Annotated in this window: 11 protein-coding genes and 1 pseudogene; 9 read left to right on the plus strand and 3 right to left on the minus strand. The window is 70.2% G+C overall.

From position 1 onward, the window contains the following. The first annotated feature begins 3 nt into the window (after positions 1-3). Together ACZ562_RS16625 and ACZ562_RS16630 are read left to right on the plus strand one after the other, a co-directional pair. Entirely contained in the window at positions 4-921 is a 918-nt protein-coding gene (locus ACZ562_RS16625; RefSeq protein ID WP_471179047.1) for a FadR/GntR family transcriptional regulator, read from the plus strand. Beyond that, a complete protein-coding gene (locus ACZ562_RS16630) occupies positions 918-1,664 on the plus strand; it encodes an HAD family hydrolase (protein ID WP_471179049.1) in 747 nt (248 codons plus the stop codon). Before ACZ562_RS16625 ends, ACZ562_RS16630 begins: the two co-directional genes overlap by 4 nt. 104 nt (positions 1,665-1,768) lie before the next feature. On the opposite strand, the gene ACZ562_RS16635 is transcribed toward ACZ562_RS16630, so the two are convergent. After that, a complete protein-coding gene (locus ACZ562_RS16635) occupies positions 1,769-1,960 on the minus strand; it encodes a hypothetical protein (protein WP_471179052.1) in 192 nt (63 codons plus the stop codon). 158 nt (positions 1,961-2,118) lie between these two features. On the opposite strand from ACZ562_RS16635, the gene ACZ562_RS16640 reads away from it, so the two are divergent. The 5 genes and pseudogenes from ACZ562_RS16640 to ACZ562_RS16660 all read left to right on the plus strand — a co-directional run. After that, complete coding sequence (locus ACZ562_RS16640) at positions 2,119-2,976, plus strand: winged helix-turn-helix domain-containing protein (RefSeq protein WP_471179055.1); 858 nt, start codon at positions 2,119-2,121, stop codon at positions 2,974-2,976. Positions 2,977-3,093: 117 nt separating this feature from the next. Beyond that, positions 3,094-4,386 carry a phosphotransferase family protein gene (locus ACZ562_RS16645; protein ID WP_471179057.1) on the plus strand — a complete coding sequence of 431 codons (1,293 nt, stop codon included), beginning with the start codon at positions 3,094-3,096 and terminating at the stop codon, positions 4,384-4,386. After that, positions 4,376-5,080: an HAD family hydrolase gene (locus ACZ562_RS16650; protein ID WP_471179060.1), complete on the plus strand. Its 705-nt coding sequence runs from the start codon at positions 4,376-4,378 to the stop codon at positions 5,078-5,080. Before ACZ562_RS16645 ends, ACZ562_RS16650 begins: the two co-directional genes overlap by 11 nt. After that, a complete protein-coding gene (locus ACZ562_RS16655) occupies positions 5,070-6,149 on the plus strand; it encodes a phosphotransferase family protein (protein ID WP_471179062.1) in 1,080 nt (359 codons plus the stop codon). Before ACZ562_RS16650 ends, ACZ562_RS16655 begins: the two co-directional genes overlap by 11 nt. Positions 6,150-6,420: 271 nt before the next feature. Beyond that, positions 6,421-7,050, plus strand: a pseudogene (locus ACZ562_RS16660) (protein-arginine deiminase family protein); the annotation flags it as partial. Positions 7,051-7,186: 136 nt separating this feature from the next. On the opposite strand, the gene ACZ562_RS16665 reads toward ACZ562_RS16660, so the two are convergent. Continuing rightward, a complete protein-coding gene (locus ACZ562_RS16665) occupies positions 7,187-8,068 on the minus strand; it encodes a GNAT family N-acetyltransferase (RefSeq protein WP_471179064.1) in 882 nt (293 codons plus the stop codon). A 476-nt stretch (positions 8,069-8,544) separates the two neighbouring features. Between ACZ562_RS16665 and ACZ562_RS16670 the strand changes: the two genes are divergently transcribed. Together ACZ562_RS16670 and ACZ562_RS16675 are read left to right on the plus strand one after the other, a co-directional pair. Next, positions 8,545-9,414, plus strand: a complete 870-nt coding sequence (locus ACZ562_RS16670; RefSeq protein WP_471179066.1) for an alpha/beta hydrolase — start codon at positions 8,545-8,547, stop codon at positions 9,412-9,414. Then, a complete protein-coding gene (locus ACZ562_RS16675; protein ID WP_471179068.1) occupies positions 9,414-10,790 on the plus strand; it encodes an MFS transporter in 1,377 nt (458 codons plus the stop codon). The genes ACZ562_RS16670 and ACZ562_RS16675 overlap by 1 nt, the downstream gene beginning before the upstream one ends. A gap of 30 nt (positions 10,791-10,820) precedes the next feature. On the opposite strand, the gene ACZ562_RS16680 is transcribed toward ACZ562_RS16675, so the two are convergent. Continuing rightward, positions 10,821-11,477 carry a TetR/AcrR family transcriptional regulator gene (locus ACZ562_RS16680; RefSeq protein ID WP_471179070.1) on the minus strand — a complete coding sequence of 219 codons (657 nt, stop codon included), beginning with the start codon at positions 11,475-11,477 and terminating at the stop codon, positions 10,821-10,823. Positions 11,478-12,127 lie beyond the last annotated feature (650 nt).

The raw sequence follows: 12,127 nt of genomic DNA on the forward strand, positions 1-12,127 counted from the left end.
CGGATGTCGCACGCGGCGCTCCGCGGCCGCGGCGACGAGCGGAGCCCGACTGCGAACCCGGAGAACGCGACAGTGAACGTCAGCCGCAAAGCCTCTCCCCAGGAGATCGCCTTCGTGCTTCGCGAGCGCATCCGCAAGGGCGACCTCAAGCCGGGAGACCGCCTGCCCGCCCAGGTCAGACTCGCCGAGCAGTTCGGAGTGGAGCGGGGGGCGGTCCGCCAGGCCCTGCGAGCACTTCAGGCGGACGGTCTGCTGGACAACGTGAGGAAGGGCAGCCCCCCGACAGTGGCGGGCCCCTCGGAAGACACGCAGGGGCCCAAGGGGGCGCTGGTGTCTTTGGTCCCTCATCTGGAGGAGGCCTTCAAGGATCGCGAGGTTCCCCACGTACGGATCGACGCACTGTGCTTCACCGCGGAGACGCTGATGCACGGGCTGAACCATGTGCGCACGGTCATCGAGAGCGGACGGGTGAGCCCTCGCCCGGTCCGGGTGCGGTGCCTGGTGCCGAGTCGGGACAGCGCACTGACGTTTCCGGTCCCGGTGAGTCAGCCCGAGCACCGGGAGGCGGTCCAGCGGGAGGTGATGCTCCAGATCGACCACCAGATCAGCGTCATGCGGAGCGCCGTCCGCTCCTTGCGTGAGGAGCACAACCTGGACGCCAAGGCGGCCTTCCGCCGGATCAGGAACACGCCGCTGACCAAGAGGTACATCCTGAACGGCAAGAAGGTGTTGGAGGGCCTCTACCACATCGACACCTATCCGAAGGAGGTCCACGGCGTCGGGCAGGTCGATGTCCATGACGTGCGGGGACTCAGTTCGCCGCTGTTCGTCCGGCGGGACCCGGAGTTCGTGGCGGAGACCCAGAAATGGTTCGACGCCCTCTGGGATTCGATCGCCGATTCGCCGACACTCGCTGAGTGACTGCTGAGACGGGACAGACCGACGTGGTGGCCAGTGAGTTCGAGAGCCTTCGGGAGTTGGTCGCGCGAACACGGTACGTCCTCTTCGACTTCGACGGTCCCATCTGCCGGCTGTTCCCGGGCCGTTCGGCGGAGGCCATCGCCCGGGATCAGGTGGACTGGCTGACGGAACGGGGGCTGTACGCCGTGCTCACCGAGGAGGAGCGCGTACGTCCGGACCCGCACGGTGTGCTGAGCACGGTCGCTCGTCGCCAGCCGCCGGACAGCGATCTGGTGGCCGAGCTCGAAGAGCAGCTCACCCAGCACGAGTTGAAAGCGGTGCCGGACGCGTTGCCGACGGCCTACGCGGACCCGCTGATCCGGACCTGGGTGGCCGTCGGCGCGCGACTGGCCATAGTCACCAACAACTCGGCGCGCACGGTTCACTCGTACCTGGGCGGGAGGGGGCTCATCTCCTGTTTCGCCCCGCACATATACGGCCGTACGCAGGATCTGAGCCTCCTCAAGCCGCACCCCGAAACCCTCAATCGCGCGCTGCGTGCGATGGGGGCGGCCCCGGAGTCCGCGCTGATGATCGGTGACACCCTGTCGGATCACGGCGCCGCGCAGTCCGCGGGCGTGGGTTTCCTCGGCTACGCGCGTAATCCCCGCAGGGAGAGGCAGTTGAGGGACGCGGGTGTGCCGCAGCGGCGCATCCTGGGTTCGCTGGAGCCGCTGCTGCGTGCGGTGCGTGAGCGTTCCTGATCCTGTGTGGAGCAGGGGCCGGCTGACGGACCAGGACGGCCCTGGGCCCTGTCGTCACATTCCCGCCTGCCCTCCGGGCGGACGACGGGAACTCGGCGACATGACTAGGCCTGGATCATGAGGACCACCAGGAGGACGGCGCCTGTGGCGGCGCATGTGGTGTTGGCCGCCTTCAGTCCAATTGTCAGGAGCAGCAGACCCAGGACGCCGACAACGCCATAGGCGCATTGCAGTGTTGCTTCCACGACGATCAGGGCCACGCCCCCCAGCAGCTCCAGCTCTTCTTTGGCCTTCACGGTGCCCCCCGGGTTCTGTCAACTCGTTGGCCAATTGGAAGAATTGGCCTGCAAGTTGACTGTTCCCTGGATGCTTGATCGGCTAACTAGCCATCCAAAGACGGAGTTTATTGGTCCGCAGCGGTGTCATCTGTGCCGGAAAGCGGTACGTTCGGCGTGTGAGTACTCCAAAGAAGCGCGAGGGCGGCGGGCGGACTTACCGCCGTGTGCACAACGCCCTTTGGCTGCGGCTGACCGACAAGACGTATCGCATCGGCGACGTCCTGCCCGCGCAGCGAGACCTCGCGAACGATCTCCGTGCCTCTCGGGCCGTCGTTCAGGAAGTGCTGAAGGATCTGGCCGCACAGGGCTTCCTCGTCTCCGTACGGGGCAGCGGCACCAGGGTGGTCAAGCTGCCTGCGGCCGACGCCTCGCAGACCGGCGACCCTCAGGTCCGGCCCACGCTGTACGAGTACATCGGCAAGGCCTTCAAGGAGCCCGAGGTCTCACTGGAACTGGTCGCGCTGACCGCCGAGACGTTCATCGGGCACTTCAAGTCGCAGACGGAACTGGTCGAGGCCGGACTGCTCACCCCGCGGCGGGTGAGCGTACGGATGCTGCTGCCCTCCGAGGACGCCGACCTGGAGTACCCCCGGGCGCTGGATCCGCAGGACGACCGCGTCCGCCAGCGCTGGCGCAACAGAGTGCGGCGGCACGCGGCGGAGGTGGGGGACTGCTGCGACCAGCTGAGGGCGAAGGGGGTCGCGACGGAGTTGCAGATCCGCAGAAGGCCGTGGACCCCGCAGTTCAAGCTGATCCTGCTCAACGACACCGACGCCCTGGTGGGCCTCTACTCCCCGGTCGTCGGTCCGATCAGGCTCGACGACGGCACGATGGCCAACCGGGCCATCGACGTCAAGGGCGCCGGAGTCAACCTGCACCACTACAGAAGAGGGGGCGACGGCGCCGAGGACGACTCGCAGTACGGCGACTACCGGGAGTGGTTCGACAGCCGGTGGAATCTGAGCGCCCAGTAGGGGCCGTGGCCGGCCGAGCCCCGAAGGCGCCGACGCCCTCCGTCTTTCCCGCCGGAAAGGTGTCCAAATAGTGGCTATCCGTGAGAAGGATCACTCGACCCGCTACCCTCAGCGCCCATGTCGTCCCCCCTGCCCCGTGGAGCACATCAGGCGCTGGTTCGCCTCTTCGCGGAGGTGCAACGGCGTCGCCCCGGCGGCGAAGTGGTCATCGGCCACCACAACAGAAACCACATCCTGCCCCTGGGGCAACCGCTCGCGTATTTGCTGGGTATGGATTCCGGCCAGGTCCGTGCCAAGTTCCGGGTACCCGTCGAGACAGTGGAGGTCGTACCCCGCCTGTGGCGCGAGTCGGAGGTGCTGCGAGCCGTGAGTTCGCGGGTGGGGGAAGCTCCGCGCTGCCTGGCGGACTTCGGGGGCTGGTCGCTGCAGGCCTACCTCGCGGGACAGGCGCTGGCCGAGGAGACGCCCAAGGGGCCCATCGGTGCCGCGCGGCTCTCGGCGCTGGCCGAGTTCTTCGCCCGCCTGGCCGGCGTGGAGCAGGACCCCCTGCTGCAGCCTCCGGCCGATTGGCCTGGCAATGGTGACAGCTCCGGCTTCCTGCACCGACTGGCGCAGTTCACGGAACAGCGGGTTCACCAGGCCAACCGGCCCCGCTTCGGGCGGCTCTTCGACGCCGTCGGCCTGCCACGCGATGCGGTGGGCCGGTTTCTTCGCTCCGTGCCGGAGCTCACCCCGCGGCCGTTCGGGTTTGTGCACACGGACGTGCATCGCGCCAATGTGGTGGTCATGCCGACGCCGGACGGCGAGCAGCTCTCGGTGATCGACTGGGAACTGACGCTGTACGGGGATCCGCTGCACGACCTGGCTACCCATCTGGTCCGCATGGACTACGACGAGACCGAACGCTCGCTCATGGTCGGGCTGTGGGCCGACGCGATGCGGAAGGCGGGCCGCGAAGAGGTGACCGCGGGCATGGCCCGGGACCTCGACGCCTACCTGGGCTTCGAATACGTCCAGTCCGTGTTCCCCGACGTGATGCGGGCGGCGCTCGCCCTGCCCGGCGATCCCTCCAACGAGGACTTCGCGTGTGCGGCGGAGCGCGTGTGCCGTGCCCTGCGCAGGGCCTGGGGACCGCTGCGACTGCGGGGCGAGCCGGTGGACGAGCCGAGGGCCGCCCAGGCGATGCGCGAGTGGCACGAGCAGGACCGGGCGAACGGAACCGGCAAAACCGGCAGACGGCTCGCCCGGGGCGGCAGCCGGCCGCGTCCCGCCCATGCCGTCGGCGGGTGCTGCCAGGAAGCCGGGCAGCCCGGGGGGACCGCCGCCCCGAGGCTGCGCAGACTGCAGGTACGGGAGACGGCTGTCGAGGCGGGGGAGCTACTGAAGGGCCTGGAGCGGCATGGCTGTTGAAGTCGACACGGTAAGGGGGGGACGGGCGCTGCTCTCGGGGATCCGCGGTGTCCTGTTCGACTTCGACGGGCCGGTCTGCCGGCTCTTTCCGGACGACTCGTCGCTGCCGGTCGCCGACGAACTCAGGGACCTGCTGGCGCGGGCGGGTGCCGGGCAGCTGCTGACGGCACGTGAGGAACGGGACAAGGACCCGCACGCGGTCCTGCAGGCCGTGCACCGCGCACGCCCGGAGCGCGAGGATCTGGTCGACGCCCTGGAGGAGCGGGTGAGCCTGCGGGAGGTGGCCGCCGCTCGCGAGGCGTGGCCCACGCCCGGAGCGGCCGAGCTGATCCGGAGGCTGTCCGGACGCGGCCTTCGGCTCGCCGTGGTCACCAACAACTCGGCCCGGGCGGCCTCCTCCTACCTCGAGTCCCACGGGCTGCAGGGCTACTTCGACGTGGTGCACGGGCGCACCCGCGACATCGACCTCATGAAACCGCACCCCGACGTCATCGTCCGCGCCCTGCGGAGCCTGGGGCTGCGCCGTGAGGAAGCGGTGATGATCGGCGACTCGCCGGACGACGTGAACGCGGCGAGGCGGGCGGGGGTCCGCTTCATCGGATTCGGCCGCAACAGCCGTAAGGAGTCGGGATTGCGCGGCGCGGGGGCCGCCGTGGTGCTCAACTCGTATGCTGTTCTGCTTGATGAGAGGTGACGACGCGGCACCTGATACCGCCGGACGCGCCCGTCGGCGTGCGAGCGAGGTAGCCGGGGACCAGCCCCTGCTCGGTCCCTTGGAGGGCTACCACCATGAGATGTACGCCTTCCCCCTGCCTCCGAGCGGGTCGGACACGAGCCGGTGGAAGGTGCGGGAACGGCGGCCGAACCTGATCTGGTGCGACCGGCGGAGCTTCGTGGACGAGGAGGAGCTCCTGCACGCCCTGGCCGGCCGGGTCAGGGGCGTTCCGGAGGTGGTCCGCGTCGGGCCGGTGGTACTCCAGAGGTACATCGAGGGCGACACGCTCGGCTCCCGGTTCCGGCCGGGGACGCGGATACCGGCCGCTGTCGTGGCACAGCTCATGGAGTTGGTGGCGGAGCTGGCCGCGATACGCCCCGACTCGCTGCCCGTGCGGTCACGTCTGGCCGAGGAGGAGCGGAACGCCGACGGTGACAGCCAGGGCTTCATCGAGCGGCTGGTGCTCTTCGCCGAGGAGCAGGTGTACGCCCGCAACGCGCACAGGTTCGGATCTCTCTTCCGGGATCTCGGCATCGGCGCGGACGCGTTCAAACGGCTGCGGCAGTGTGTGGCAGGGATCTCCGAGCGCCCGTTCCACCTCCTGCACGGGGATCTGCACCGGGAGAACCTGATCATCGATCCGGGTGCGCGGCTGTGGGCCATCGACTGGGAACTGGCCGTCTTCGGAGACCCGTTGTACGACCTGGCGACACACCTGTATCTGATGCGCTACCCGGAGCGGCAGCACGGTCAGGTCGCCGAACGCTGGGCGCACTCGATCGAGTCCACGCTCGTGGGCGCCTCCCGCCGCTGGCAGACCGACCTGCCGCGCATTCTCGCCTTCAAACGGGCGCAGTCCGTCTTCACGGACGTCATCAGAGCAGCGGTCGAACTGGGCAACGGAGCGGCGCTCAGCGCGACGGTTCCACGGCTGCGCACGGTGCTGCGGGCCGGTGCCGAACCGCTCGGCCTGTCCGCGGCACCGACTCCCTCGGAGACGGCGGTCGCCCTGACACGCTGGCGCCGGAGCTACGCTGCGCGGCCGTGAACACGAAGGTGGTGCACGGGCGGCCGTTGCCGCGCTGACCGCTGCGGGCGGGGGCCTCCCCTCTCTCCGGTCCCGGGGAGGCGCCCGCGGCCTCAGGAAAAGCAACCTCCTTGTCCGGTCCGGCCTCTTCCACCGCGGACACCCCAGACCACCTGACTCCGGACCAGCTGACCCGGACTCACCATCGACAAGGACGACGCAGGTTGCACAAGACTCTCGCGGTACGAACCGTCCCGTGCAAGTCACCGGCGACACGGACAACGCCGGTGAGGGCATCCGGCTGCTCAGGGACGCGAAGGCCGCGGGCCACGGCGCGACCAAGATGTTCTCGTTCAGGGGCACGGCCGACACGCCCGCGCCGAAGGAGACCATCGACCAGGTGCTCGCCTCCCGCAAGACCGTCGCGGACAACGCCCTCGCCGCGCGGCGCATCGCCGCCAACCTGGAGATCCTCAAGCGGGAGACCGGCGTCACCGACGCCGAGGTGGTCCGGGTGCCCGCGCTGTTCACGCGCGGCTCCGACGAGGGACGGGGCGACTTCGTCACGCCGCGACTGACCCGGCTCGGCGCCTCCGCCGCCGTGTCGGACGCGGTCCGGGAGTACGGCCAGCAGCGGGACCTGAGGGCGCCCGCCGAGGACACCGTGATGACCAGCGCGTACATACCGGGCGCGGTCAACGGCGTGGTCCTGGGCAAGGACCGCTACCTCGCGCCGAAGCAGTGGGGGCTGGTGATCGGCGGCAAGGACATCTTCACGGAGGCGGTCGGGGCCGTGTACAGGAAGGCGGGGATGCGGGTGTCCTACATCGACGACTACGAGACCTACCACCTGGGGATGGGCGAGGTGCACTGCGGCACGAACACCCTGCGGGACATCGCGGCGCCGTGGTGGAGGCGTTAGCGGCGACCAGCACCGGATCGGCGTCTCCGACCGCTGATCGGCATCGGCCCTCCGGGCCTGTGACCGAGCACGGATGACACGTCAGCCAGTCGTGTGATCTTGCTGCTGGTGTCCTGCGCCGCGAGTTCGTCGGTCTTCAACTGACTTCCGGTGCGACGCACGAGAAGTCGTACGCCGCCCAGTCGGTGAGCGTGCGATAGCCGAGGCGCTGGTAGAGGGCATTGCTCGTGGGGTTGGACAGGTCCGCGAACAGGACGACGTCCCTCGCGCCCGCGGCCAGCGCGGCCCGGCTCACCTCCGCCGTCACGGCGCCCGCGTAGCCGCGACCGCGTAGGCGGGCCGGGGTGTAGACGATGTCCACCTGTGTCTGGCCGCCGATCATCGGGTTCATTCCCGCGATGGAGACGGGAGTGCCGTCCGGGGTCTGCCAGAGCGTGTAGCGCTTGTCGGCGAAGCGCGTGCCGGCCCAGGAGCCGGCGTCCATGGAGACGACCTCCCCGACGGCCTTGGCGAACTCGCCGCACCAGAACATGACTTGCTCAAGGTCCTGCTCGCCCAGGACGCGGCCCCGGCCCGCCGGCAGCGGCTTTGGCGGGGTGAGCGTGCCGAGGCGGTACAGACGGAGCCGCGTGTCGCGGAGTTTCGGCATCGCCCCGGTGCGCCGCTGCCAGGCCTCGGCGAAAGCGGTGGCCGTACTGTGGTCCGCGCTGACGGAAAGAAGGGAGTGCCCGAGGGCGACCAGGTGGGCGGCGAGGGAGTCGGCCTGCTCGGGCGTGAGCGGGGAGAGGCCCAGAGCACGGGGCGGAAGGCGGTAGAAGGTGGCGCGGACCTCGCCCGCTCGCTCCAGCATGCCGAAGACGGGGGCTTCGGTGCCGAACGAGTCCGCCCCGCGCGTTCGCACTCTCTGGGCCCACGTCAGCTGCATGACATGCGGCCCGGGCCACGAGCGCAGGAAGTCTCCGGCTCGGGCGAGGAAGTCGTCGGCGTCTTCGGTGAGGTACCAGTCATCCGGTCGCATGCTTCATGATTCCCCGAGCTGCAGGTGTGCCCCGTGGGTTTCCGCCAGGGTGGGGCAGTAGACAGTGGGCCTCCGAGCCTGGCCGGGCTCAGCCCCGCGCCTCGCTGAGGCAGAAGGCCGAACGACTCGGTTGGGTGTGACACGGCACCGCCGGTCGCGGCCGACTTCGCGGGCGGGTGGCCCGGCGTAGGGCAGCTGCCTGCGCGGATCGTCCGGGATCCGTTCACCTCGCCGGGCAGATCGCCGGCGTAGCGTCGCGACCCGCAAAGGGCACGCACTGAACGGCGGTGCGTGCGAAACCCAGGCTTTATCGCCCTCCCCTTGCGGCGGCTTCGAGCGGGGAACCACCGCATGACTTCAGGGTCTTCCGACGACGCCCGCTTTTCCACATGAGGACGCGAAGGCAGGCGACAAAACAATACGATCGGTCGTGCTAATATCTCCGGACTATCTGACCGATCAAGGGAGACCGGGGCATGGACCTCACTCTCACGCTGCTCCGCACCACCCTGAACAGCGCCTCTCTCCTGGCTCCCGGACTCACCGGACGAGCTGCCTTCGGCGTGTTCGTCCGGCCCAGAGGGCGGAGCCGGCTGCGGCCGACGGAGGCCGGGGCACTCGCCGAGGCCCGGACCGGACACCTGACAGTCAACGCGAACAAGGTCGTCACCTACCGTTGGGGGGACGGCCGCCGGCCGGTGCTGCTGGTGCACGGCTGGGAGTCGCGGGCGTCGCGGCTCGCCGGGTTCGCCACCGCGCTGCGCGACAAGGGGCTCACTCCGCTGGCCTTCGACGCACCCGGCCACGGGGAATCCGCCGGACGCACCACCAACATCCTCGAATACCGCGAGATCATCCGGCAGCTCAGCGCCGAGTACGGCCCCTTCGAGGCCGTCGTCGCCCACTCCTTCGGCCTTGCGGCGGCCTGCCTGGCCCTGCGGGATGCCGAGGTGCGGGCCGGCCGGGTGGTCGGTATCGGCGGCGTCGCCGAACTCGGATATCTGGTCGAGGGGTTCTGCGCCGGACTGGGGCTCCACGACCGGCTCAAGCACGAACTACGGCGCCGGACAGAGGACATGTTCCTGCCGGACGAGCGCGACATCTGGCGCCGTTTCAGCGCCACCCACCGCCCGGAGGAGATCGGCCTGCCGATCCTGCTCGTCCACGACGACAACGACGACACGGTCCCCGTCGCCCAGTCCATGGCCGTCGCGGCAGCGCACGGCGACCGCGCCCGCCTGGTCACCACGCGGGGGCTGGGCCACCGCCGCATCCTCGCCGACCCCGATGTCGTCTCGCTGGTGGCCGACTTCGCCGCAGCCGGCAACGAGCAGGTGGCAGCCTGATGAGCGAACTGCTGGAGGAGCGGCCCCGCACCGCCCCGCACCCCGGCCGCGTTCTGCTGCTGTCCTCCGGAGTGACCTTCCTGGCCTTCCTGGACGCCACCGTCGTCAACGTTGCCTTTCCCGATCTGCACGCCGACTTCCCCCGCGTACCGCTGGCCCGGCTCACCTGGGTGGTCAGCGCCTACGCCGTACTCTTCGCGGCGCTGCTGGCGGCGGCAGGCCGGCTCGCCGACGTGGTCGGCAGGCGGACCCTGTTCATCGCCTCGGTCACCGGCTTCACCCTGACCTCGCTGGCCGCGGCGGCGGCCCCGAATGCCGATCTGCTCGTCGTGGCGCGTGCGGCACAGGGCGCAACCGCAGCCGGGATGATCCCGGCCGCCCTCGGTCTGGTGCTCGCCCACACGCCCGCGGAGCGGCGGGCGGCCGCCCTCGGCACCTGGAGCGCCGCCGGCGGACTCGCCGCGGCGGTCGGCCCGGCTCTGGGAGGGCTGCTGGTCGAGGCATGGGACTGGCGGGCGATCTTCCTGATCAACCTACCGCTGGGCACTGTCGTCGTGTATGCGGCCGTACGCTCCCTCGCGCCTGAGCCCCGCAGTGCACGCGCACTGCCCGACCCGGTGGGTGTCACGGCGCTGGCGTTCGGCATAGGCGGCGTCGTGGCCGGCCTCACGCAGGGCACGGAGTGGGGGTGGGGGGCGCCGTCCGTCGTCGGCCTGCTTGCCGGCGGGGCGCTCTGCGGGGGCGTCGCCCTCGCGCGGTCCCGCAACCATCCGGCCCCTGCGGTGGAGCATGACCTCTGGCGCAGCCGGGTCTTCGCCATGACCAACCTCGGCTCGGCGCTGTTCGGCGGCGCCATGTACGCATACCTGCTGGCCAGTCCGTTCTTCCTGGCCTCGCAGTGGAACTACTCGGTCCTGAAGGCCGGGCTCGCCGTCACCCCGGGTGCCCTCACCGCGATGGTCGGCTCACTCGTCGTGGGCAGGCGCGTGCCGCTCACCCGGCAGTGGGCGGCAGTGGCCGTCGGTTCTGCGCTGTTCGCGGCGGGCTGCGCCCTGCCCTGGCTGTGGCTGGCGGACGGCACGTCGTACGCCCAGATCTTCCTCCCCTCGGGGCTGCTGGGCGGCCTGGGGATCGGTGCCACCGTCACCGGCCTGTCGGCCGTGGCGTCCGCCACGCTGCCTCCCGCCCGGTTCGCCGCGGGTACCGGCCTGCTGATGACCGCTCGCCAGCTCGGCGGAGCCCTCGGTATCGCAGGCATGGCCGCCGTCCTGGCCGCCGATCCGGGCGACTTCCCGAGCGTGTACCTGATGTGCGGCGCGGCGGCGCTGGCCGCGCTCCTCGCCGGGCTCGGCATCGGGGTGGCAAGCCGCGCATGACCTCCGGCCCGGGGGCTCGGACCCGGGGGCTCACACCCGGGCCGGCACCTCACGGGGAAGGGCATCCGGATCGGCGGCGACAGCGCGCAGCCGGTCCAGGATGCCCTTCCCCGCCCTCCGATACGCGTCGGCGTCGTCGTGCAGCAGCGACCGGGCGTTGGCCGAATCCAGCAACCCGATGATCTCGAACGTCACCTGCGGCGCGTCCAGCGCGTCCGTGAAGCCGCCGGCGTCACGGGCCTCCTCCAGGCTCCGCTCCAGGTACGCCCACCAGTCCGCCCATGCCTTGGCGATCGCGTCGCGGATGGGTCCGCGGCGCGCATCGAACTCGGCGGCCACGGCGTAGAAGAAGCAGCCTCCCTCAAAAACCCGCTGCTCCGAGTACGTGATCCAGTTCTCGCACAGCTTCCACACGCGCCGGGGCCCGGCGGGCAGCTCCCGCGCTGGGGTGACGACCCGTTCCACGAACACCGCGGTCGCCGCCCGCAGCGTGGCCAGCTGCAGCTCCTCCTTGGAACCGAAGAGAGCGAACACGCCGCTCTTGCTGAGCCCGAGTTCGGTGGCGATACGGCCCAGCGACAGCCCTTCCAGTCCCTCGACCGACGCCGTGTTCATCGTGTGTGCCAGCACCGTCCGCCGCGTCTGGTTGCCGCGCTCGACCCGCCCGTCCATGCGTGTGCCGCTCATTGCCCCATGATACTGAACGCACGGTCGTGCAGCCGACCTCTCACGCGCCCTGACAGTGGTGGTCGCTGCCCACCCCTGCCGCGCGCCGGTGCGTGACCGGGTCACCGTCGAGCGTGGCAGTGACCTGCTTCGTCGAGTTCGGCGCGGAGCCAGCGCGGTGCGCATCAGAATGCGGCCGAGCACATTCCGCAAACCGGCCTCCGGCCACCGGTGCGTGAGCCGGATGTGTCGAGGACGGCCGGACGGCCAAGCGCGTTGGGGCGCCGCCGCTTGAGCCGGGGTGGAGTCCAGACCCGCTTGTCCCGCTCGTCCTCCCGGAACAGCCACGACGGCTGCGACAACAGCCCGTCACCTGCGGCGTGAAGTCGAGCAGCATCGCGTGATCCCGCTCCAGCCAGGACTCGAACCCCACGTGCCCACCGTAAGGTGTAGGCATGTGGACCCAGCACATCCAGGCTCTGTGATCACGAGGCGTTGAGGGCGATGCCGTAGGGCGTCGCCCTCCTTGGTGTGCCTGCTATGTGATCCATCTTCCTCGCGCCGCCCGCACTGAGGCGGCGGGATGCCGGGCCCCGTTCTGCTCAAGACGGCGGCTTCTGAGAGCGCGTACAGGCACGGTCCCGTCCCTATCACCGTTGCCAGGAGTGCCT

The organism is Streptomyces sp. NPDC040410 (genome assembly GCF_055595715.1).